22 protein-coding genes are annotated in these 22,812 nt (G+C 65.0%); 13 read left to right on the top strand and 9 right to left on the bottom strand.

Features of this window, described 5'->3' with window-relative positions; translation table 11 throughout:
* Nucleotides 1-32: 32 nt before the first annotated feature.
* The 7 genes from smc (at nucleotide 33) to CT676_RS37770 (ending at nucleotide 8,642) form a co-directional block, all read left to right on the top strand.
* Nucleotides 33-3,497 (top strand): chromosome segregation protein SMC, encoded by a 3,465-nt coding sequence (gene smc, locus CT676_RS37800; protein ID WP_135216713.1) that lies wholly within the window; start codon nucleotides 33-35, stop codon nucleotides 3,495-3,497.
* A 134-nt stretch (nucleotides 3,498-3,631) separates the two neighbouring features.
* Nucleotides 3,632-4,609, top strand: coding sequence for a small ribosomal subunit Rsm22 family protein (locus CT676_RS37795; RefSeq protein ID WP_085402525.1), 978 nt, complete (start codon nucleotides 3,632-3,634; stop codon nucleotides 4,607-4,609).
* A 136-nt stretch (nucleotides 4,610-4,745) separates the two neighbouring features.
* The gene (locus tag CT676_RS37790) at nucleotides 4,746-5,306 is read left to right on the top strand and encodes a LemA family protein (protein ID WP_014497379.1); all 561 of its coding nucleotides are present in this window, start codon (nucleotides 4,746-4,748) and stop codon (nucleotides 5,304-5,306) included.
* 32 nt (nucleotides 5,307-5,338) lie between these two features.
* Nucleotides 5,339-6,541 (top strand): M48 family metalloprotease, encoded by a 1,203-nt coding sequence (locus tag CT676_RS37785; protein ID WP_085402524.1) that lies wholly within the window; start codon nucleotides 5,339-5,341, stop codon nucleotides 6,539-6,541.
* Nucleotides 6,542-6,735: 194 nt separating this feature from the next.
* On the top strand, nucleotides 6,736-7,488 hold the full coding sequence (locus CT676_RS37780; protein WP_085402523.1) for a hypothetical protein: 753 nt from the start codon (nucleotides 6,736-6,738) through the stop codon (nucleotides 7,486-7,488).
* A 60-nt stretch (nucleotides 7,489-7,548) separates the two neighbouring features.
* On the top strand, nucleotides 7,549-8,217 hold the full coding sequence (locus CT676_RS37775; RefSeq protein ID WP_085402522.1) for a hypothetical protein: 669 nt from the start codon (nucleotides 7,549-7,551) through the stop codon (nucleotides 8,215-8,217).
* A gap of 92 nt (nucleotides 8,218-8,309) precedes the next feature.
* The gene (locus tag CT676_RS37770; protein WP_085402521.1) at nucleotides 8,310-8,642 is read left to right on the top strand and encodes a GIY-YIG nuclease family protein; all 333 of its coding nucleotides are present in this window, start codon (nucleotides 8,310-8,312) and stop codon (nucleotides 8,640-8,642) included.
* A 24-nt stretch (nucleotides 8,643-8,666) separates the two neighbouring features.
* Here CT676_RS37770 and CT676_RS37765 read toward each other — a convergent pair whose 3' ends face one another.
* The 5 genes from CT676_RS37765 to petA all read right to left on the bottom strand — a co-directional run bounded on the left by CT676_RS37765 (nucleotide 8,667) and on the right by petA (nucleotide 15,090).
* Nucleotides 8,667-9,206 carry an adenine phosphoribosyltransferase gene (locus tag CT676_RS37765; RefSeq protein ID WP_038943444.1) on the bottom strand — a complete coding sequence of 180 codons (540 nt, stop codon included), beginning with the start codon at nucleotides 9,204-9,206 and terminating at the stop codon, nucleotides 8,667-8,669.
* 9 nt (nucleotides 9,207-9,215) lie between these two features.
* Nucleotides 9,216-11,381 carry an anthranilate synthase component I gene (locus tag CT676_RS37760; protein WP_135216712.1) on the bottom strand — a complete coding sequence of 722 codons (2,166 nt, stop codon included), beginning with the start codon at nucleotides 11,379-11,381 and terminating at the stop codon, nucleotides 9,216-9,218.
* 232 nt (nucleotides 11,382-11,613) lie between these two features.
* Nucleotides 11,614-12,288, bottom strand: a complete 675-nt coding sequence (locus CT676_RS37755; RefSeq protein ID WP_085402587.1) for a dienelactone hydrolase family protein — start codon at nucleotides 12,286-12,288, stop codon at nucleotides 11,614-11,616.
* 145 nt (nucleotides 12,289-12,433) lie between these two features.
* Nucleotides 12,434-14,497: a cytochrome b/c1 gene (gene fbcH / locus CT676_RS37750; protein WP_071916174.1), complete on the bottom strand. Its 2,064-nt coding sequence runs from the start codon at nucleotides 14,495-14,497 to the stop codon at nucleotides 12,434-12,436.
* Nucleotides 14,498-14,559: 62 nt separating this feature from the next.
* Nucleotides 14,560-15,090 (bottom strand): ubiquinol-cytochrome c reductase iron-sulfur subunit, encoded by a 531-nt coding sequence (gene petA, locus CT676_RS37745; protein ID WP_063985148.1) that lies wholly within the window; start codon nucleotides 15,088-15,090, stop codon nucleotides 14,560-14,562.
* 278 nt (nucleotides 15,091-15,368) lie between these two features.
* On the opposite strand from petA, the gene CT676_RS37740 reads away from it, so the two are divergent.
* The 6 genes from CT676_RS37740 to CT676_RS37715 all read left to right on the top strand — a co-directional run bounded on the left by CT676_RS37740 (nucleotide 15,369) and on the right by CT676_RS37715 (nucleotide 19,143).
* Complete coding sequence (locus CT676_RS37740; protein ID WP_085402519.1) at nucleotides 15,369-15,821, top strand: tRNA (cytidine(34)-2'-O)-methyltransferase; 453 nt, start codon at nucleotides 15,369-15,371, stop codon at nucleotides 15,819-15,821.
* A gap of 24 nt (nucleotides 15,822-15,845) precedes the next feature.
* Nucleotides 15,846-16,481: a 7-carboxy-7-deazaguanine synthase gene (gene queE, locus CT676_RS37735; protein ID WP_085402518.1), complete on the top strand. Its 636-nt coding sequence runs from the start codon at nucleotides 15,846-15,848 to the stop codon at nucleotides 16,479-16,481.
* Nucleotides 16,482-16,498: 17 nt separating this feature from the next.
* Complete coding sequence (locus tag CT676_RS37730; RefSeq protein ID WP_028153666.1) at nucleotides 16,499-16,864, top strand: 6-carboxytetrahydropterin synthase; 366 nt, start codon at nucleotides 16,499-16,501, stop codon at nucleotides 16,862-16,864.
* 115 nt (nucleotides 16,865-16,979) lie between these two features.
* Nucleotides 16,980-17,867, top strand: a complete 888-nt coding sequence (gene hemF / locus CT676_RS37725) for an oxygen-dependent coproporphyrinogen oxidase (RefSeq protein WP_085402517.1) — start codon at nucleotides 16,980-16,982, stop codon at nucleotides 17,865-17,867.
* Nucleotides 17,858-18,607 (top strand): HAD family hydrolase, encoded by a 750-nt coding sequence (locus tag CT676_RS37720; RefSeq protein WP_135216711.1) that lies wholly within the window; start codon nucleotides 17,858-17,860, stop codon nucleotides 18,605-18,607. Before hemF ends, CT676_RS37720 begins: the two co-directional genes overlap by 10 nt.
* Nucleotides 18,608-18,936: 329 nt before the next feature.
* The gene (locus CT676_RS37715; RefSeq protein WP_028153663.1) at nucleotides 18,937-19,143 is read left to right on the top strand and encodes a DUF2158 domain-containing protein; all 207 of its coding nucleotides are present in this window, start codon (nucleotides 18,937-18,939) and stop codon (nucleotides 19,141-19,143) included.
* A gap of 76 nt (nucleotides 19,144-19,219) precedes the next feature.
* On the opposite strand, the gene CT676_RS37710 is transcribed toward CT676_RS37715, so the two are convergent.
* From CT676_RS37710 to CT676_RS44525, 4 genes are all read right to left on the bottom strand, one after another.
* Nucleotides 19,220-20,047: an outer membrane beta-barrel protein gene (locus tag CT676_RS37710; RefSeq protein ID WP_135216710.1), complete on the bottom strand. Its 828-nt coding sequence runs from the start codon at nucleotides 20,045-20,047 to the stop codon at nucleotides 19,220-19,222.
* A gap of 218 nt (nucleotides 20,048-20,265) precedes the next feature.
* Nucleotides 20,266-20,847 (bottom strand): TetR/AcrR family transcriptional regulator, encoded by a 582-nt coding sequence (locus CT676_RS37705; RefSeq protein ID WP_135216709.1) that lies wholly within the window; start codon nucleotides 20,845-20,847, stop codon nucleotides 20,266-20,268.
* Between the two features lie 146 nt (nucleotides 20,848-20,993).
* Nucleotides 20,994-22,460, bottom strand: a complete 1,467-nt coding sequence (locus CT676_RS37700; protein ID WP_135216708.1) for an amidase family protein — start codon at nucleotides 22,458-22,460, stop codon at nucleotides 20,994-20,996.
* Between the two features lie 86 nt (nucleotides 22,461-22,546).
* On the bottom strand, nucleotides 22,547-22,812 hold a 266-nt coding region (locus tag CT676_RS44525; protein WP_167768299.1), incomplete at its 5' end, for a hypothetical protein.

Here is a 22,812-nt window from a genome sequence, read left to right as displayed (position 1 = left end):
GGATTCGCGCCTGCCAACAGAGATGCGTGCTTATGAAAATCACCCGCCTGCGCCTTCACGGCTTCAAGTCCTTCGTTGAGGCCACCGACTTCGTCATCGAGCCCGGCCTGACCGGCGTGGTCGGACCCAACGGCTGCGGCAAGTCGAATCTCGTCGAGGCGCTGCGCTGGGCGATGGGCGAAACCTCGTACAAGTCGCTGCGCGCGGCCGACATGGACGCGGTGATCTTCGCCGGCTCCGGCAACCGTCCTGCGCGCAACCACGCCGAAGTGACGATGACGATCGACAACACCGATCGCACCGCGCCGGCGGCGATGAACGACAGCCAGCTGCTCGAAATCTCCCGCCGCATCGAGCGCGAGGCGGGCTCGGTCTATCGCATCAACGGCCGCGACGTGCGTGCGCGCGACGTGCAGATCCTGTTCGCGGACGCCGCCACCGGTGCGCGCTCGCCCGCCCTCGTCCACCAGGGCAAGATCGGCGAGATCATCCAGGCCAAGCCCGAGCAGCGCCGCCGCGTGCTGGAAGACGCTGCCGGCGTCGCCGGCCTGCACGCCCGCCGCCACGAGGCCGAGTTGCGGCTGAAAGCCGCCGAAACCAACCTCACCCGCGTCGAGGACGTGATCGGCCAGCTCGCCGGCCAGATGGAAGGCCTGAAGAAGCAGGCCCGCCAGGCCGTGCGCTATCGCGAGGTCGCGGCCAAGGTCCGCAAGGCGGAAGCCACGCTGTTCCACCTGCGCTGGATCGGCGCGCATGCCGACGTCAACGAATCCGGCCAGACCCATGATCTCGCGGTTCGCGAAATGGCCGAGCGCACCCAGCACCAGGCCGAAGCCGCCCGCATCCAGGCGATCCGCGCCACCGAAATGCCGGCGCTGCGCGATGCCGAAGCGCGCGCCGCGGCCGGGCTGCAGCGCCTGACCAATGCACGCGAACTGCTCGACCGCGAGGAAGAGCGCGCCAAGGAGCGCGTCGCCGAGCTAGAGCGGCGCCTCGCCCAGTTCGAGGGCGACATCTCGCGCGCCCAGCAGCAGACCATGGACGCCGACGTCGCGCTCCAGCGGCTCGACACCGAAGACGCCGAGCTGAAGGAAGAGATCAAGTCGCGGGTCGAGAAGCGCTCCGGCGTCGACGAGCGCGTCGGCGAAGCCGAGGCGGTGCTGACCGAAACCGAGCAGCAGTTCGCCGAGCTCACCACGGCGCTTGCCGACCTCACCGCCAAGCGCAACCAGCTCGAAGCCAATGTCCGCACCCACCGCGACAAGCTCGCCCGGCTCGACCAGGAGATTTCGAACGTCGCGGCCGAGGAGCAGAAGCTTGCCGACGAGACCGGCGGCTTCGGCGATCTCGACGAGCTGACCGCAACGGTCGAGAACGCGGAGCAGACCCTTGCCGCTTCGGAAGCCGCGGCCCAGGCCAGCGAAGCTGCGCATGTTGCCGCGCGCCAGACGCTGGAATCCTCACGCTCGCCGCTGGTCGAAGCCGACAAGCGCGTGCAGCGCCTCGATACCGAGGCGCGCACGATCTCCAAGATCGTCAACGGCGAGACCAAGAATCTGTGGCCGCCGATCATCGACGGCATCACCGTCGACAAGGGCTTTGAGAAGGCGATCGGTGCCGCGCTCGGCGACGATCTCGACGCGCCGGTCGATCCGTCCGCGCCGATGCGCTGGACCAATGCCGGCGTGACCGACGGCGATCCGGAGCTGCCCGAGGGCGTCGTGCCGCTCGCGAGCCACGTTCAGGCGCCCGCCGAGCTGGCGCGCCGCCTGGCGCAGATCGGCGTGGTGCCGCGCGAGCGGGGCGCCGAACTGGTCTCGCAGCTCAAGACCGGCCAGCGGCTGGTCTCGCCCGAAGGCGACGTCTGGCGCTGGGACGGCTTTGTCGCCGCGGCCCACGCCCCGACCGGTGCGGCACGGCGCCTCGCCGAGCGCGCCCGCCTCGTCGACATCGAGAACGAGCTGGAGCAGGCCGGCATCGACGCGCAGATCAAGCGTCAGGCGCTGGAGAACGCCGAGTCCGAGCTGCAGATGGCCGCCAGCACCGAAGGTGCGAGCCGCGATGCCTGGCGCGCCGCCCAGCGCGAGCTCAACGTCGCGCGTGAGCGCCATGCGACGGCCGAACGCGAGATCAGCCGCCGCGCCGCGCGCAAGGCGACGCTGTCGGAAGCCCATAGCCGCCTCGCCGCCGACCGCGCCGAGGCCGAGGCCGCGTACGAATATGCCGAGGCCGGCATCACCGAGCTGCCGTCGAGCGAGGACACGGAGACCCGTCTCGCCGCCGTCCGCAGCGACATCGAAGGCCATCGCCGCATGGCCGCCCAGGTCCGCGCCGAGGCGCAGGCGCTGGCGCGCGAAGCGGAGCTCGCCGACCGCCGCGTGCAGGCGATCCTCGCCGAGCGCACCGAGTGGCAGAACCGCAAGGAGAGTGCGGCCTCACACATCGACACCATCCAGACCCGCATCACCGAGGTCTCGATCGAGCGCAGCGATCTCGAAAACGCGCCCGCCGTGTTCGCCGAGAAGCGCAGCGCGCTGATCACCGAGATCGAATACGCGGAAAACGACCGCCGCATGGCCGCCGACGCGCTCGCCTCGGCCGAGACCGCGATGGCCGAAACCGATCGCGTCGCCAAGCTGACACTCGAAGCGCTGTCGAGCTCCCGCGAAGCAACCGCCCGCGCCGAGGAGCGCATGGAAGGCGCACGGCGCCGGCTCGAGGACATCGAGCGCGAGATCCGCGACATGCTGGAGGTCGAGCCGCAGGCCGTTGCCGGCCTCGCCGAGATCGAGCCCGGCGCCGAGCTGCCGCCGCTGCACGACATCGAGGAAGACCTCGAAAAGATGCGCCGCGACCGCGAGCGCCTGGGTGCGGTGAACCTGCGCGCCGAGGAAGAGCTGCGCGAGGTCGAGACCCAGCACACCGGCCTCGTCACCGAGCGCGATGACCTCGTCGAAGCCATCAAGCGGCTGCGCCAGGGCATCCAGAGCCTCAACAAGGAAGCGCGCGAGCGGCTCCTGACCTCGTTCGAGGTCGTCAACAACCACTTCAAGCGCCTGTTCGTCGAGCTGTTCGGCGGCGGCGAGGCCGCGCTGCACCTGATCGAGAGCGACGACCCGCTCGAAGCCGGTCTCGAGATCATCGCAAAGCCGCCGGGCAAGAAGCCGCAGACGCTGTCGCTGCTTTCGGGCGGCGAGCAGGCGCTGACCGCGATGGCGCTGATCTTCGCGGTGTTCCTCACCAACCCCTCGCCGATCTGCGTGCTGGACGAAGTCGACGCACCGCTCGACGACCACAACGTCGAGCGCTACTGCAACCTGCTGCACGAGATGACCAGCTCGACCGACACCCGCTTCATCATCATCACACACAACCCGATCACGATGGCGCGGATGAACCGGCTGTTCGGCGTCACCATGGCCGAGCGCGGCGTCTCGCAACTGGTGTCGGTGAGCCTGTCAGAGGCGGTGGACATTCTCGACCAGAACGTGGCGTGAGCCTCCGGTCGTTCCACACCTATTGACGTCATCATCCGCGAAAGCGGATGATCCAGTACGCCGCGGCCTCTCGGTTCACGGCGCCGTCTCGGAATACTGGATGCCCCGCCTACGCGGGGCATGACGATGAGAAAATGATCTCACCCACCCTCCCCGCCGAACTGAAAGCCGCCCTCGACGGCAAGCTTCAGGGCTTCTCCCGCACCGACGCCGCACAGCGCTCGCAAAAAATCTCGACCGCCTATCGCGCAGGCGGCACCTCCGGCACCATCAAGTCGGAGGCCGATGCGCTCGCCTACGCGCTGGCGCGGATGCCAGCGACCTATGCGGCCGTGGCCGCCAGCCTGAATGCGCTGACCGAGATGGCGCCGGACCTCGCCCCGGAAACCCTGCTCGACGTCGGCGCAGGCCCGGGCACCGCGAGCTGGGCCGCTGCTGAGGCCTTTCCGTCGCTGCAGGATTTTACCCTGCTCGACGCCAACGCCACCCTCAGCCGTCTCGCGCTCGAACTGGCGCATGACAGCACACGTCTCGCCGATTGCCGCTATCTGCCGGGCGACGCCGGTGCCAATCTCGCCGAGGTCTCGCAAGCCGATCTCGTCGTCGCGAGCTACGTCATCGGCGAGCTCAGCGAGACCGATCAGCGCAAGCTTTCGGAAACGATGTGGGCGAAAGCACGCCACGCGCTGGTCGTGATCGAGCCCGGCACACCGGCCGGCTACGCGCGCATCCTCGCGCTGCGCCAGCAGCTGATCGCGCTAGGTGCCTACGTCGCCGCGCCCTGCCCGCACGAAAAACCCTGCCCCCTCGTAGCGCCCGACTGGTGCCATTTCAGCCAACGCCTGCCGCGCTCGCAGGCGCACCGGCAGATCAAGGGCGCCGACGTGCCGTTCGAGGACGAGCGCTTCATCTACACCGCCCTGACCCGGACAGCGCCCGCAACACGTGCCGCGCGCGTGCTGGCGCCGCCGGATGTCGGCAAAGCCGAGATCACCGCAAAGCTCTGCACGGAGGGCGGCCTCGCTATCACCAAGGTCCCGCGGCGCGACAAGGCCGGCTATGCAAGCGCCCGGCGCTGGCGCTGGGGCGACGCGGTCATTGCCGAAAGTTAACTTCGTCGGACGCTTTTGCCTTGAACTCGGATGGTTCCCCATTCGACCAAGTCTTACCTTCCTCTGCGCCGGGCTCTCGTCCTGTGCCAATTTGGTCTAGGCTGCGCCCGCCTGCTTCCCCCTTCAGGAGTTCTCCATGTCGACCGGCTGGATCGTTCTCGGCGTCATCGTCGTCCTCGTGTTCCTGGCGTTCAGCGCCTACAACCGGCTGGTGGCGCTGGGCCAGCGCGTCGGCCAGGCCTTTGCCGACATCGACGTGCAGCTCAAGCAGCGCCACGATCTGATCCCGAACCTGGTCGAGACGGTGAAGGGCTATGCTTCGCATGAGCGTGGCACGCTCGACGACGTCATCAAGGCGCGCAACTCGGCGATGTCGGCGCAGGGACCGGCACAGGTATCCGCCGCCGAGAACCAGCTCTCCGGCGCGCTCGGCCGGCTGATCGCGCTGTCGGAGGCCTATCCGGACCTCAAGGCCAACGCCAACTTCCAGCAGCTCGCCAGTGAGCTCTCCGACCTCGAGAACAAGATCGCGGCGAGCCGCCGCTTCTTCAACAACGCGGTCCAGGAGTACAACACCGGCATCCAGCAGATGCCCGCCGCCCTGTTCGCCGGCATGTTCGGCTTCACCAAGAAGGACTTCTTCGATCTCGGCGCCAGCCGCACCGAAGTCGAGGCCACTCCGCAGGTGAAGTTCTGAGTTGAGCCGATAGGCCGGCAGGGCATCGCGTCATGGCCGCGTATGGTCTCTACACGCACATCGCCTCGAACAAGTTTCGTTCGATGCTGCTGCTCGCCGGCCTGTTCATGCTGGTCTACGTGCTGGTCTATGCCGGCGCGCTGGTCGCGGAAGTCGTCATCAACAGCAATGGCACTGTCGCCTACTATCTGAGCCGCGCTTTCCACGACCTCATCGTCGCCGCGCCGTTCGCGACGATCGCGGCGGCGGTCTGGATCGTCATCGCCTATTTCTTCCACCAGTCAATGATCGATGCCGTGACCGGCGGCCACGACGTCACCCGGCAGGAAGAGCCGCGACTCTACAATCTGCTCGAAAACCTCTGCATCTCGCGCGGCATCACCATGCCGAAGCTGAAGATCATGGAGAGCCCGGCGCTGAACGCGTTCGCGACCGGCCTCAATCCGCGGCAATATTCGATCACCGTGACCACGGGTCTCCTCAATGCGCTTGATGACAAGGAGATCGAGGCGGTGCTGGGCCACGAGCTGACCCACATCAAGAACGGCGACGTCCAGCTCATGGTCGTCGCCGTCATCATCGCCGGCGTGGTCGGCTTCTTCGGCGAGTTGTTCTTCCGCCTGTTCACGAGCTTCAACTGGAGCTCCGGCTCCGGCGGCTCGTGGTCGTCGGGCTCGTCCTCATCGTCGCGATCGTCCTCGTCGTCGAGCGACAGCAAGAGCTCCGGCGGCGGCGCGGTGATCGTGATCATCATCGCGGTCGTGCTGATCGTGGTGGCGTGGCTGTTGTCGCAGGTGGTGAAGCTCGCGCTGTCGCGTTCGCGCGAATATCTCGCCGACGCAGGCTCCGTCGAGCTGACGAAAGATCCGGACGCCATGATCTCGGCGCTGCGCAAGATCGAGAACCGCGGCGAGCTGCCGGGCGCGACTTCGGCGGTGATGGAGCTCTGCGTCGACAATCCGCGCGAGGGCTTTGCCGATTTGTTCGCGACCCATCCCTCGGTGCAGTCCCGGGTCGACGCGCTGGTCAAGTTCGCCGGCGGCCATGATCCCGGCCCGCTGCCGCCGCCCGACGAGGCGGACGAGCCTGAGGCACAGGTGAAGCGGCAGGACGGCCCGCCGCCGTTGCGCCAGGGGCCTTGGGACGATGCAGGCAGCTCGGCCGGTCCACCGCCCGTGCCCGCCCCCTCCGGAACTGCAGCCGGCAATCCGATGGGTCCATGGGGCCGTCGTTAAGGGCGGGATTTTAAGCGACTTGCGAAGGGTTGCGTTGCGATTGGGAAAAACCTCGGAAATTGCCACAACCAGAGGCCGAGGATTTGAATTCTCCCTTGTTTCTGCCATGTTCGCGCCCAACAGCAGACTTGGGACATCGATTTGGGGCCCGACCGATTGCAAGGCGCAATCGGAGGGCGCGTTAGGGGACAGCAATGGCAAAGCCGGCAGTGGTTGTGGTGGGCGCGGACAAGGGCGGGGTGGGCAAGACCACGGTGTCGCGCACCTTGCTCGATTATTTTTCCGCCAACAACGTACCGACGCGCGCCTTCGACACGGAGTCGCCGCGCGGAACCCTGAAGCGCTTTCACCCCGAGATCACCGAGATCGTCGACATGATGACGACCTCGGACCAGATGAAGATCTTCGACACGCTCAACGCGGCGAGCCCGTCGGTGACCGTGATCGACGTCCGCGCCGGCCTGCTCTCGCCGGCGCTGGCCTCGCTGCGCGACATCGGCTTCCTCGACGCAGCCAAGGCCGGCCAGATCACCTTCGCGGTGTTCCACATCCTGGGCCCCTCGATCGCGTCGCTCGACGAAATCGCCGAGACCGCAGGCTTCATGGGCGGCGCAAAATATTTCCTGGTGAAGAACTTCATCAACGACACCCAGTTCTTCCAGTGGGACCAGGCGACCTACAATTCCTACTTCCACCGCATCAAGGACGCGACCGAGCTGACCATCCCCAAGCTCAACGAAATGGCCTATGAGCAGGTCGAAGTGTCCTCCGTCCCGTTCCTGAAATTCGTCGCCAACAAGGGCATCAACGACGAAGCCGCGAACTATTCCTTCGTGCTGCGCGGCTATGTCCGCCACTGGCTGGCGAATGTCTGGAGCGAGTTCGACCGGATCCGGCTGACCGACATCGTCGGTTCGAAGCCCGCCACCCGCAACAGCGAAAAATAGTTGCAGAGCCCGGGCGGATACGGCTGGATTGGACGGTGAGTTCGCCTGATATAGCTGTCGATGCCCGCGACGCCCCTTTACATCATCTGCTCGCCCCGCCCGCAGGTCGGCAAGACGCTGCTGGCGCGGCTATTGAGCGAATTTTTGCTGCTCAAGAACGGCGACGTCGCGGCCTTCGACGTCAACCTGAAGGAACCGTCGCTGCTCGACTATCTGCCGAAGGTCACCGAAACGGCTGATGTGATCGACACCTACGGCAAGATGCAGCTGATGGACCGCGTCATCGTCGATGACGGCCTAGCCAAGGTGATCGACCTCGGCTTCCACGCCTTCGACGAGTTCTTCAAGATGACCGACGAGATCGGCCTGTTGAAGGAGGCCGCACGCCGGCACGTCGCGCCGATGATCCTGTTCGTCGCCGACACCGACCGCGTCTCGGCCCGCGCCCACGAGATGCTGCGCGGACAGATCCCGCGGATGAACCTGATCACGGTGGACAATGAGCACATCGTGCGCGGCGAGCTGCCGGCCGCGATGGCGACCGGGCGGCTGTTCCGCCTGCCCGCGCTACCCGGCTTCCTCAAGACCTATATCGACCGGCTCAACTTCTCCTTCACCGGCTATCTGCGCCAGGAGAAGGACGCCTCCACCGAGCTGCACCAGTGGACCCGGCGGAACTACCTCGCCTTCCGCGAGCTCGAGCTCAGCCTGATCCTGCAAAGCTCCTGAGGCGATAATTTTACCCGGATAATATTGACTGCGGGGCTGACCGCGCCTATTGAGGCGGAGATCGGTATCCCTCTCAGCAAGGTCCCACCCCCGTGAGCATCGACCGGAAGGCAGCCATCGCCGCCTACAAGGAGCGCAAGACCATTGCGGGCATCTACGTCGTCCGCTGCGCGGCATCGGGCGAGGCCTGGGTCGGCCAGGCGCCGAACCTGCAGACCATCCAGAACCGCATCTGGTTCTCGCTCCGCCAGGGCAGCCACACCTGCCGTACCCTCCAGGCTGCGTGGAACGCGCATGGCGAGGCGGGCCTGACGTTCGGCGAATGCGAGCGGCTGGAAAATGAGGAGACTGACTACGTCAGGAACGCGCTCCTGAAGGAGCGCATGCTGCATTGGCGGTCCGCATTGAAGGCCGAGGCGATCTGACGATCGCCGGGGTGGCGACGCGGCTCAATGCCCTTCGAACGTCATCAGCGTTCGCACCGGCACGTCCATCGCGCGCAGCTTGGCGGCGCCGCCGAGATCGGGGAGGTCGACAATGAAGCAGGCGGCGACGACATTGGCGCCGATTTGGCGGAGGAGCTTCACCGCGCCTTCCGCGGTGCCGCCGGTGGCGATGAGATCGTCGACCAGGATGACGCGCTCGCCGGGCTGGATCGCGTCGACATGCATCTCCATCTCGTCGATGCCGTATTCGAGCGAGTAGGCAATGCGCACGGTGGTGTGCGGCAGCTTGCCTTTCTTGCGGATCGGCACGAAGCCGGCGGAGAGCTGATGCGCCACCGCGCCGCCGATGATGAAGCCGCGCGCCTCCATGCCGGCGACCTTGTCGATCTTGTTGCCGGCCCAGGGATTGACGAGCTCGTCGACCGCGCGGCGGAACGCGCGCGCATCCGCGAGCAGCGTGGTGATGTCGCGGAACATGATCCCCGGCTTGGGATAGTCGACGATGGTGCGGACGCTCGCCTTCAGATCGTGGTCAAAGGTCATTGGTGCCTCTCAATCAACGCGCGCATCCAGCCGGAACGCATTCTCGACAATCCTCAGGCCCACCTCGCCGCTGAGCGACATCAGCGATTCCGGATGGAACTGCACGCCGGCAACCGGCAGCGTCTTGTGCTCGAGCGCCATGGCGACACCGTCCTCGGTGCTGGCGGTGACATCAAGCACCTCGGGCATGCTGTCGCGCTCGACATAGAGCGAGTGATAGCGGCCGATCACGATCTCGTTCGGCAAATTGCGCATCAGGCGGCCGCCGCGCACCTGCACCCGCGAGGGCCGGCCGTGCGCGGGATGCGTGAGTTGACCGAGCTCCCCGCCGAAATATTCGCCGATCGCCTGCACGCCGAGACAGACGCCGAACACCGGCAGCTTCTTCTCCAGCGCCGCATCGATGGTCTTCTTGATCCCGAAATCTTCGGGCCTGCCTGGTCCGGGTGACAGCACCAGCAAATCCCACCTCTTCCGCTTGAGCATGTCGAGCGCATGCACATGGCGGACCACGGTGACGTCGGCGCCGACCTGGCGGAAATAATCGGCCAGCATGTGCACGAAGCTGTCGTCGTGATCGATCAGCAGCACCTGCTTGCCCGAGCCGGTCGCATCGGGCGCGAAGGCCGACAGCGGCTTTGGCGGATCGCCGCGCAGCGCCTGGAACAGGGCTGCGGCCTTGACCTGGCACTCGCGGTCTTCGGCCGCGGGATCGGAATCGAACAGGCAGGTGGCACCGACGCGCACCTCGGCGAGACCATCCTTCATGCGGATGGTGCGGATGGTGAGGCCGGTGTTGATGCTGCCGTCGAAATTCACCGCGCCGATCGCGCCGGCATACCAGCGCCGCGGCGAACGCTCGTGATCCTCGACGAACTGCATCGCCCAGAGTTTTGGCGCGCCCGTCACCGTCACCGCCCAGGCATGGGTAAGGAAGGCATCGAGCGCGTCGAAGCCGGGACGCAGCATGCCCTCGACGTGATCGACGGTGTGGAACAGTTTTGAGTAGGTCTCGATCTGGCGGCGCGCCAAGACCTTGATCGTGCCCGGCACGCAGACGCGCGCCTTGTCGTTGCGGTCGACGTCGGTGCACATGTTGAGTTCGAACTCGTCCTTCTCCGAGTTCAGGAGCTGGCGGATCTGCTCGGCATCGCCGATCGCATCGGTGCCGCGCGCGATCGTCCCTGATATCGGGCAGGTCTCGACGCGGCGTCCGTCGGAGCGCACGAACATTTCCGGCGAGGCGGAGACGAGGAACTCGCCCTCGCCGAGATTCATCAGCGCGCCGTAGGGCGACGGGTTGATGACGCAGAGGCGCTGGAACACTTCCGCCGGCGAGCGATCGCAGGGCTCGGCGAAGAGTTGTCCGGGCACCGCCTCGAACAGATCGCCGCGCGCGAAAGCCGCGCGCGCGGTCTCGACCGTGGCCTGATATTCACCAGGCGCGTGATCGGCAAAGCCCTGGCGCGGTGTCTTCAGGTACGGGCTCTCGACGGTCTCGCGCGGCAGGCCTTCGGTGGACTTGCCCTTCCACGCAAAATCGTAACTCAGCACCACGCCGCGGCCGGTCGCACGGTCGTAGGCGAGCAGGCGATCGGGGACGTAGAGCACGATATCGCGCTGGTCCTGCTCGCGTGCGCGCTTCTGCACGAGGTCCTCGATCTGGAACACGAGGTCGTAGGCGAAGGCGCCGAACAGGCCGAGCAGCCCGTCATCGTTGGCGGAGAAGGCGGCGACGAGATCGCGCACCAGCGACATCACGCTGGCGCGCCGCGTGCGCTGGTCTTCCTCGACCGGCGCATCGCCGCGGATGATGTGGCCGGCAAGCCGCGTGGCGGTCTTCTCGGAGATCACGACGCAGGGCTCGTGCAGCACGTCTGCGAGGAAGGCGATCAGCACCTGGCCGCGTTCATTGAGCGCTTCCAGCTTGAAATTGACGCCTGTGGTCTCGAGCTTGAGCGGCGGGTCGGAGAAGCCGAGGTCAAAGCTCTCGTAGCGGCCGGGCACGGTCGTGCCCGAGGACAGCACCACGCCGCGGCGGCGGTCGAGCAGGTTGATGAGATCGTCGAGCCTGTTGGCGCCGCCAGTGAACTGCTCCGCCACACGCGTGATCACGAGACCGCCGCGGGTCACGTAGTCGCTTCGAGCCGGGAGGGCAAAGACTGTCCTGTTCATGTCGTCCTCTTACGAAACTTGCCGAGGAAACGCCACACAGGACAAACGATCAGGCCGCCGCACTGCGTGGCGACCTTCGACGATTTTGAGAAATGAAATCGCACCGGCCACCTCTTTAGGAGGTGCGCCACCAAAGACGGGCTGGGCGGACGGCGGTGCTCATGGGGCGGATACTCACCATGGCGCGGGGACGGCGTCAAGGGTGGGCGGGCGCCGTCCGAGCTCCAGGCGATCAGCCGAGATGCTTCCGGAAAAACTCCGTCGCCCTGCCCCAGGCGAGCTCGGCGGCTTCGCGGTCGTGCACGGCTTGGCGCTGCTCGTTGACGAAAGCGTGCTCGGCATCATAGCGGAACAGCTCGAGCGACTTGCCGGCGGCCTTCATGCCGCTTTCAAAGGCATCGACCAGTTGCGGCGTGCACCAGTCGTCCTTGTTGGCGAAATGGGCCTGGAGCGGGATCTTGACGTCGGCGGGCTTGGCCGCCTGCTCGGGCGGGATGCCGTAGAAGACGACGCCGGCCGCGAGCTCCGGAATCTTGGTCGCGCCGATGATGGTGACGGCGCCGCCGAGGCAGAAGCCTGTTAGCCCGACCTTGGCGCCGTTGCGCGACAGATATTGCGTGGCGCCGCGCACGGTCTGCGTGGTGGCGTCCATGAAATCGAGCGAGTTCATCTCTTTGCCGGCGGCGTCCGTGTCGTGATACGGCACCACCTTGCCCTTGTAGAGATCGGGCGCCAGCGCATCGAAGCCGGCGAGCGCAAAGCGGTCGCACAGGCCCTTGATCTGATCCGACAGGCCCCACCATTCCTGGATCACGACCACGCCCGGCGCGTTGCCGCGCGCGGCGTTGGCGAGATAGCCCGAGGCGTCCTTGCCGTCCGGGCGCTTGAAGGTGATGGTGGTTCCCATGGTGTCCTCCGATGAGTTTCTGGGGGAGCGGTTGGCGGTATTTTGGCGTTTGAGCGAGCGATAGGCAATCGCGCCAAACAACACACGCTCGTGTCCAACAAAAAAGCCCCCTTGCGGGGGCCTCTTCATTTTCGTCTCGATCCGCTCAGTGGGAGTCGGCCCAGACCTTTTTCTTCGTGAAGTACATCAGGCCCGCGAAGATGATCAGGAACACGAACACCTGGAAGCCGAGGCGCTTGCGCGCTTCCATGTGGGGCTCGGCGGTCCACATCAGGAACGTGGTGACGTCCTTGGAATATTGCGCGACCGTGGTCGGCGAGCCGTCGCCATAGGTTACCTGGCCGTCGCTGAGCGGCTTCGGCATCTTGATGGCGTGGCCCGGGAAGTACTTGTTGTAGTAGGAGCCTTCGGGGATGGTGACGCCTTCAGGCACCTTGTCCTCAAAGCCCTGGAGCACCGCCGCGACATAGTCCGGGCCCTGCTCCTGGTACTGGGTGAAGAAGTCGAAGATGAACCAAGGGAAGCCGCGGCCGTAGGAGCGCGCCTTGGTGATCAGCGACAAATCGGGCGGCGCCGCACCGCCGTTCGCCGCACGGGCCGCCTGCTCGTTCGGGAATGGCGAGGGGAAATAGTCCGCCGGCCGGCCCGGGCGCTCGAACATGTCGCCCGCATCGTTCGGGCCGTCCTTGACCTTGTAGTCGGACGCAAACGCCGCTGCCTGCGCCACCGAATAGCCGGGGCCGCCGGCTTCCGCGAGGTTGCGGAAGGCGATGTAGGACAGGCCATGGCAGCTCGAGCAGACCTCCTTGTAGACCTGCAGGCCGCGCTGGAGCGCGCCGCGGTCGTACTTACCGAAAGGGCCGGAGAACGACCATTTGTTGCCCGGCGGCCTGTCGCTGCCTTCGGAGGCGCGAGCGTCCTGAAGGCTGCCGAGGAACAGCGCGCCGGCGGCAACGAGCGCGATGGCGACCGAAGCCACCGCCTTGCCGCCCTTGGCCAGGATCGCCTCCGAGATCGAGTTCGGCACCGGCCGCGGCGTCTCGATGCGCGAGAGCAGCGGCAGCACGATCAGGAAGTAGGCGAAGTAGCAGACCGTCAGGACCCGGCCGGCGATCACGTAGATGCCTTCCGGCGGCTGCGCGCCGAGATAGCCGAGCAGGATGCAGACCGCGACGAAGATCCAGAAGAACTGCTTGGCCAGCGGCCGGTACTTCGACGACCTGGTCTTGGCGGCATCGAGCCAGGGCAGGAAGCACAGGATGATGATCGCCGAGAACATCCCGATCACGCCCGCGAGCTTGTTCGGGATCGAACGCAGGATCGCGTAGAACGGCAGGTAATACCATTCCGGCACGATGTGCGGCGGCGTCACGCCCGGGTTCGCCGGGATGTAGTTGTCGGCGTCGCCGAGATAGTTCGGCATGTAGAAGATGAACCAGGCGTAGAGCAGCAGGAAGCAGGCGACTCCGAACCCGTCCTTGATGGTCGCGTGCGGCGTGAACGGCACCGTGTCCTTTTCCGTCTTCGGCTCGACGCCGTCAGGATTGTTCTGGCCGGCGACATGCAGCGCCCAGACGTGGAGCACGACGACGCCAGCGATCAGGAACGGCAGCAGATAGTGCAGCGAGAAGAAGCGGTTCAGCGTCGGGTTGCCGACCGAATAGCCGCCCCACAACAGCGTCACGATGCTCTCGCCGACATAGGGAATGGCGGAGAACAGATTGGTGATGACGGTGGCGCCCCAGAAGCTCATCTGGCCCCACGGCAGCACGTAGCCCATGAAGCCCGTCGCCATCATCAGGAGGTAGATGATGACGCCGAGGATCCACAACACCTCGCGCGGCTCCTTGTAGGAGCCGTAATAGAGACCGCGCAGCATGTGGACGTAGACCGCGAAGAAGAACATCGACGCGCCGCAGGCATGCATGTTGCGCAGCAGCCAGCCGTAATTGACGTCACGGACGATCAGCTCGACCGACTTGAAGGCGAGATCGGCGTGCGGCGTGTAGTGCATCGCCAGGACCACGCCGGTCAGGATCTGCATCCCCAGCATGAAGGAGAGGATGGCGCCGAAGGTCCACCAGTAATTCAGGTTGCGCGGGGTGGGATAGACGACGAAGGAGGAATGGACGAGACCGATGATCGGCAGACGTCGCTCGATCCATTGCAGGGCCGGATTGCTCGGCTGGTAGTCGGATGGTCCGCTCATGATGCGATCCTGAGGAAATATAACGACGAGACGGCGCGAAGCTTCGGGCGAAGGCCCGAAGCTCAGCCGATCTGGATTTTGGTGTCGGAAACGAACTGGTACGGCGGCACCGGCAGGTTCGCGGGCGCGGGCCCCTGGCGGATGCGGCCGGACGAATCGTACTGCGAACCATGGCAGGGGCAGAAGAACCCGTCGTAATTGCCCTCATGAGCGATCGGGATGCAGCCGAGATGGGTGCAGATGCCGATCACGACCAGCCACTGCTCGTGGCCCGGCTTGACCCGGGCCTCGTCGGACTGCGGATCGGGCAGGCTCGCCACGTTGACGGCGCGCGCCTCGTCGATCTGCTTCTTGGTGCGGTGGCTGACGTAGATCGGCTTGCCGCGCCAGAACACCTTGATGTCCTGCCCCTCGGCGACCGGGCTGAGATCGACCTCGATCGGCGCACCGGCGGCGATGGTCGACGCATCAGGATTCATTTGAGAGATGAAGGGCCAGAGCGCAGCTGCGCCCCCTACTGCTGCAGCTGCCCCCGTTGCAACGAATAAGAAATCACGGCGTGTCGGATGGTCCGCCGAAGACGCTGTCGTCACGATTCCAACCCTTTCTTCTTATGCTGCCGACGGAACCGTTCCGGGAGCCCCCAAGGTCCCCAAAACAGTGTGCCGGCGCCCGCGGCCCCCCGCGGCGGCAGAACTTCACTTGTCCCCACCGAAACAAGGCGAAAACAGCAGTCCAGAATCGTTCTATTGGCACCCTTGCCGGGCGAGCGCAAGCCCGCTAACGGCGTGGGGGCGTGCAATGCACGAATTCCGCAGCCAGCGATGTTTTATTGAGACATTTCCGGCCCGCACCGACCCCGATACAGCCCATGCAGATCGCGCTTTTCCAACCCGACATCGCCCAGAACACCGGCACGATTCTCAGGCTCTGTGCCTGCCTGGGCATGGCCGCCCACATCATCGAGCCGGCGGGCTTCCCGTTCTCCGACCGCTTGTTCCGCCGGGCGGGAATGGACTACCTCGATCATGTCAGCGTGACCCGCCACGACTCCTGGTCGAAATTCGAGGAATGGCGTGCGACACAGGGCTACCGCCTGCTGCTGTTCACCACCAAGGCCGCCACCGATTACCGCGATTTTCATTACCAGACGTCGGACATCCTGCTATTCGGGCGCGAGAGCGCCGGCGTCACCGACGCGGTGGTCGAGGCTGCGGACGCGCGGCTGGTGATCCCGATCACGGCGGGGCTGCGGTCGCTCAATGTCGCCATGACCGCGGCGATGGCCGCAGGCGAGGCGCTGCGGCAGCTCCGGAACCCGTAAGTTTGAGATGTTGAGGAGAGATCATTGAGTTACGCGGTCAAGGAAATCTTCCTGACCCTGCAAGGCGAAGGCGCCCATGCCGGGCGCGCGTCCGTGTTCTGCCGCTTTGCCGGCTGCAACCTCTGGAGCGGCCGCGAGGCCGACCGCGAGGCCGCGACCTGCAAATTCTGCGACACCGACTTCGTCGGCACCGACGGCACGCTCGGCGGCCGCTATGCCTCGGCCGCGGAACTCGCCAACACCGTCGCCGCGCAATGGACGGCTGCCACCGACAGCAACCGTTACGTGGTGCTCACCGGCGGCGAGCCGCTGCTCCAGGTCGATGCCGCCCTGATCGACGCCCTCCACGCCCGCGGCTTCGAGATCGGCGTCGAGACCAACGGCACGATTGTGGCGCCTGAGGGGCTCGACTGGATCTGCGTCAGCCCCAAGGGCGGCAGCGAGCTCGTCCAGCGCCGCGGCCACGAGCTGAAGCTGGTCTATCCGCAGGCCCTCGCCGCGCCCGAGACCTTCGAGGGTCTCGCCTTCGAACGCTTCTCGCTGCAACCGATGGACGGACCCGAGGTTGCCCAAAACACCGTGCGTGCGATCGACTATTGCCTGCGCCATCCGCAATGGCGGCTGAGCGTGCAGACGCATAAATCGCTCGGCATCAGATAGGATTGGTTTTCGAACAGATGTGGGAATTGACGAAATCGTTCCGCTTCGAGGCGGCGCACTCATTGTCGGGGACGACCTTTGGCGCCGCAAGCGAAGAGATCCACGGCCACTCCTTCCGCGCCGAGGTGACGTTGCGCGGCACGCCCGACCCTGCGACCGGCATGGTGGTCGATCTCGGCCTCGTCCAGCGCGCCATCGAGGACGTGCGGCTCACGCTCGACCACAAATACCTCAACAAGATCGAGGCGCTGGGCACACCGACGCTGGAAAACCTCTCGCGCTTCGTCTGGGAGCGGCTCCAGCATATCGGCAAGCTCACCCGCGTCAGCATCCACCGCGACAGTTGCAACGAGAGCTGCACCTATTACGGTCCGCAGGGTTAGACTTCGTAGGGTGGGCAAAGCGAAGCGTGCCCACCAATCAAGACGACAGTGAATATGGTGGGCACGGCGCAAGAGCGCCTTTGCCCACCCTACGAGACCGGTTTTGGAATTGGACATGGACATCTCGACAATCGAAGACCGCAAGACGCGCGCCCGCGCCTGGTTCGAAGCTTTGCGCGACGACATCTGCGCGAGCTTCGAGCGGCTGGAGGATGACGCCCCCCAAAGCCTTTATCCGGGCGATGCCGGCCGCTTCAAACGCACGCCCTGGCAGCGCACCGATCATACCGGCGCGCCCGGCGGTGGCGGCGTGATGTCGATGATGTCCGGCCGCCTGTTCGAGAAGGTCGGCGTGCATTGCTCGACGGTGCACGGCGAATTCGCGCCCGAGTTTCGCGCCCAGATCCCCGGCGCGGCAGACGACCCCAAGTTCTGGGCCTCCGGCATCTCGCTGATCGCGCATCTGCGCAATCCGCACGTGCCCGCCGTGCACATGAACACCCGCTTCGTCGTCACCACAAAAGCCTGGTTCGGCGGCGGCGCCGATCTCACGCCGGTGCTCGACCGCCGGCGCACCCAGGACGATCCCGACACGCTCGCCTTCCACGCCGCGATGAAGGAGGCCTGCACGGGCCCGAACGGCGTTGCCGACTACGACAAGTACAAGAAATGGTGCGACGAGTATTTCTACCTGCCGCACCGCAAAGAGGCGCGCGGCATCGGCGGCATCTTCTACGACTGGCACGACAGCGGCGACTGGGACGCCGACCTCGCTTTCACCCAGGATGTCGGCCGCGCCTTCCAGAAAATCTACCCTGACATCGTCAGGCGCAATTTCGCGAGCGCCTGGACCGCTGAGGATCGCGAGGAGCAATTGATCCGGCGCGGACGCTATGTCGAATTCAACCTGCTCTACGACCGCGGCACCATCTTCGGGCTCAAGACCGGCGGCAACGTGGACTCCATCCTGTCGTCGCTGCCGCCGGAGGTGAAATGGCCATGAGCACCGCGATGCCTCCGCTGCCGCGCGCCATGCTGATCGACATGGACGACACCATCCTTTCGGCCTACGGCCGGCCCGAGATCGCCTGGAATACGATCGCAGAAGAATTTGCCGACGAGCTCGCGCCGCTGCCGCCGCAGCAGGTCGCGACCGCAGTTTTGGCCTTCGCACGAAACTTCTGGGCGAATGCGGAAGCCGCGTGGCGGATGAAGCTTGGCGAGGCACGGCGGCTCACGGTGCGGGGCGGCTTCGCCGCGCTCGCCGCCGACGGCCACCGCGCCCTCTCCGACGATCTCGCCGATCGCCTCGCCAACCGCTTCACGACCTATCGCGAAGAAGCGATCTTCGTGTTCCCCGGTGCGCATGATGCGATCGACTCTTTCAAGGCACGCGGCGTCAAACTCGCGCTGGTCACCAACGGCGCCGCCGACATGCAGCGCGCCAAGGTCGAGCGCTTCGAGCTCACGCATCGCTTCGATCACATCCAGATCGAGGGCGAGCACGGTTTCGGCAAGCCCGAGGAGCGCGCCTATCTGCACGCGATGGAGGCGCTCGGCGTCACCGCGAAAGACACCTGGATGATCGGCGACAATCTGGAATGGGAAGTCGTGACGCCGCAGCGCCTCGGCATCTTCTCGATCTGGATCGACGTGCATGGCGACGGCCTGCCCGAAGGCTCGGCCGTCAAGCCCGACCGCATCATCCGCTCGCTGACCGAACTCGTGCCGGACCAGCCGTAACCCAGGCGAAAACAAAACATCGAAAACAACCCCATGCACAGTAGCCGGCTGCTGCAATTTCAACAGCTTGCCGCAAACGCAATGCATTGCTGATTTTACGAAATCATTTGACGCGTCGGGCAAAACAGGCGCATGATGCCATCATCGCCGCGCCTGGGACGGAATAGCCCCTGGTGACCTCGAGCGATCCCCCACTCGAACCTCTGCCATCGACGTTTCGGCAGTCTGTGCAAGCCGCAGCCAATTCACGGGTCCCATAGCCCGTGATCGGCCTGTCATGACGGCTTGCTAGCCTCCCCTCTCGTCGATCAACCCCGAAAGGACCATCCATGGAACTGAAAACCGGCGACGTCGTGATGCTGAAATCCGGCGGCCAGCCGCTGACCGTCGCAGAGGTGAAAGGCGACGACATCCTCTGCCTCTGGATGGGCTCGGAAGGCGATCTGTTCCGCGAGACACTGCCGCTGGCCGCGCTCGACCGCCTGGAAGTGGAAGATCACGACGAGGATGAGGACGAAGACGAGGATGACGAGTAGGCACGCCTAAGCGGCCTGCGATTGCGAGAAAGGGAGACCTGAAGTCTCCCTTTCTTCACGTCTTCAGATCCGCTGATTAGAAGCGATAGTTCACACCAACGCGGGCGATGTCGAAGCTCGGCTTGATATCGACGTGAGTCGCGATGACGCCCGTCAACCCGGCCGGCGATTGAAGCGAGCCGGTCAAGTTGTAGCCTTTTGTGCCGAAACCCATGTGCAGATACTCGCCCTTGACCGACCACCCTGCCCCCAGAGCATATTCGAAACCGCCGCCAACCGCGTAGCCGATCAGGACGGCGCTGTCAGAAGCGCTCATGGAGCCCAGCGGTCCCAGGGTTGGCGGGAAGAGGGCAGTGACGATACTGCCCGTAGCGTTCGCACTGACCTTGGTATCGGCCAACGCAATACCGCCGGTCGCGTAGAGCAACGCCGGCCCAAACGCATAACCCACTCGGCCACGGAAGGTCGCATACCAATCGGTGCTGACGGACGTGCTGCCGCTGAAATTGCCGCCGATGAAGACGGGAACAGCAATAGCCGAGTTGCCGGTGCTGGCCTTTGAATTGAGATACTGCCAATCAGCCTCGATGCCGAGCACAGTCTGCTCGATCTGCCAGTTGTAGCCGGCCTGGATACCGGCGGTGACCCCATTGCCGTTGCCGGATACGGGGTTGAAGCCATAGATGCCCGAACCGCCATTCGAGTTCACGATTGTCCCGGTGGCGTTCGACGCACCGTAGCTGCCCCAGCCATAACCAACGTTGCCGCCGATATAGAATCCCGTCCAGTTGCCCACCTGAGCGGGAGCCTTCGACGACATACGGACCGGCGCCAGATCCGCAGCCTGGGCCGTGATCGGGCCGAGAGCGACTGCCGACAGCAATGCAAGTGCAAACTTCCTCATTTCAAAACCCCCTTATTGAGCCGCCCTGGCGGCCTGCCAATCATATGAAGCAAAACCAAAGCAGCATCAAAGCGCGATTGAATGCGCGAATCAGATCGCCCAATCGTTGCGCTCGGAGCCGGCGACGCCCTTCGCTGCTCGCGGCGGACAATGCGACGCGGTGCCTGCTCTGTTTGGTGAAGCGGACCTCGAGGGACTGCCTCTCCCGGCTTCCTAATCTAGCGAGAGGGAGCTCGTGCCAAGTGCAAGGCGGCCTCAACGCCGCCTTCCAGGATCTGCTCCGCCTGCGCAGCGTTGGGCACGGCCCGCGCGAACTGAAGGGTGCCCACCATGAGGCCGAAGATGGCGGTCGCGCGGCGGCGGCTCGCTGATGCATCTGCGTCAGGAAGCAGTGCGGCCAATGTCGCAACGTAGCTTCGCAGCCCCTTCTCGTAATCTTTCCTTGTGGACAGGGGCTGTCGGGCGATTTCGGGGAGCAACGCCGCCGAGGGGCATCCGCCCGTCGGGTCTTCGAGGTGAGCACGGTTCAGGTATCTCCGGATCGCGCCCTCAAGGTCCGGGCCGCTCCGCTGATCCTCATCGAGGCGATGTTGCTGGTCGTCGAGCGCGCTCGCCAGCGCCTCGCGAACTAGCGCATCTTTGGATTCGAAGTGCGGAGAGAATGCGCCTTTGGTCAGGCCGGCCTCGTCCATGATCCCGGCGATCCCGGTGGCGGAGATGCCGTTCCGGCGCATGCACTTCGACGCCACATCGATGATGTGCCGTCGCGTCGCCGCCTTATGACCTTTCTCGAAGCGCATCTTCTCTCCTCTCCTCCAATATCCCGCGGCCCTTACGCTGCGGCCGCTTCCAGCAAAGCTTGGAGGTCGCGATCAAGTTGCTAGGCCACTGGATCGACATCATCGCGGCCAAACCGACTGAAAACGGATGCTGGTCGATCACGACGTTAGATCGCACTCGACTCTGCGCCCAAGATGCCCTCGATGCCGCGGGCAAGGTTTAGAAGCCCTCGGTCGCTCCCTAAGGGGGCATCCAGCTCAAGCCCAATCGGCAGCCCCGCGCGAGACAAGCCAACAGGAAGGCTGACACCGGGCAACCCCACGCTGCTTGCCGACACGGTGTGGTTCGCCAAAGCGAGGTAGCTAACTTCCTGCCCCCCGATATGGACGGTCGCCTGCTCCTCGATCAAAGGCGCCGTGCAGGGCGTGGTCGGTTGCAGAATGACCAGCGCCCCATGAGAGACGAACACCGTGTTGAGTCGGCGCTGGATTTCCGGCCGGCTCACGTCGAGCGCAGTCTGATAGGCCTCTGCCGAGGTAGCACCTGCGCCACCCGGCAGCACGATGTGCCCCCACGCCTGCCGAAGTTGGGGCTTAAGGCCCTCATAAATGGCCTCGAACGTGGTCGGAATGTCATGGCGGCGAAGAAATTCCGAAATTTCGCCCATCGTCTCATGAGCGAAGATGCCCCATGTTGCGGTTTGGACGAGGGAATTGAAATCGTCGCCAAGATCTACTTCAACGATCTCGGCGCCGGCGTGCTGCAAGCGCCGAACCACCTCGCGGAAGCGGGTCTCGACTTCTGAGTCCACCAGATCCAGGAACTGTCGCGGCGCGAAGGCCAGCCGGACTCCCTTCAGGTCGTAGCCGCCGTTGGAGAACTCCGCAGCTTGTTCACCGGTCACGACCTGATCCACCAAAATGCAGTCCTCGACGTTTCGGGCGAACACGCCCGTCGTATCGAGCGTATGGGAGATCGGCGCAACGCCGTCGCGTGGCCAACGTCCAGTGGTTGGCTTGAAGCCCACGACCCCACAGAACGATGCGGGTACCCGGATGGACCCAACGGTGTCACCGCCCAAGGACGCGGGAACGATGCCGGCGGCCACGGATGCGGCGGAGCCGCTCGAGGAGCCGCCCGACACGCGATCTCGTGCGTGCGGATTCTTCACCTGGCCATAACGTGCGTTGTGACCAGTCAAGCCGTATGACATCTCGACGAGGTTGTTCTTGCCGAAGACCAAGGCGCCTGCCCCCTTAATGGCCCGGACAGCGTCGGCATCTTCGCGCGGCACGAAGTGAGCGAGGCCTTCGACGCCCAGGCTGGTAGGTAGCCCTTTCGTCAAATAACTGTCCTTCACCCCAAGCGGCACGCCAAGGAGCGGGGCCGCCGATCCGGCCGCACGCGATTTGTCTGCGGCCCTCGCGGCCGCGAGCACCCCGGCCTCGTCGATAGTGATGAAGGCGTTCAGCTCGGCAAGCGCTCGGGCGCGCTGTAAGAGCGCCGCGGTGTAGGCCTCCGAGGTGATGTCGCCGTTGCGAATCGCTGCTGCAGCGGTTGCGAGCCCAAGCGAGTCGACATCTGTGGTTTGTCGCGATGCGACGTGGCGTGAGGCCGTGGTCGTGTCGTCCATGAAATCCTCGCTAGGAGCTGTTTGGCGGCACCCGGCCGCCGCCCAACAGCGGCTCAGCTCGATGCCATTACGGTCACAATATTAAATTACGATCGTAATTCAATAGAATTGGTGGCCTCGCCGGGGACACATGAGCGTGAGGTGCCGATGGATTGCGGGCAATGATTGGTTTCAACGGCGATTTCTGCTAATGGGATGGTCCGGCCGTGCTCCTGCCCCGCCAGCGATAAGCTGGCCAGGGGCGCCAAGACAAGGAGCACGCCATGTCCCAGACACTCAATACCGCGATCGCCGTGATCGGCATCGATATCGGCAAAAACTCGTTCCATGTCGTGGGCCACGATGCGCGCGG

The organism is Bradyrhizobium sp. MOS001, assembly GCF_004634465.1.
Taxonomy (GTDB): Bacteria; Pseudomonadota; Alphaproteobacteria; order Rhizobiales; family Xanthobacteraceae; genus Bradyrhizobium; species Bradyrhizobium barranii.
The sequence above is the reverse complement of the archived record's forward strand: the minus strand, read 5'-3'. Positions and strand labels throughout refer to the sequence as shown.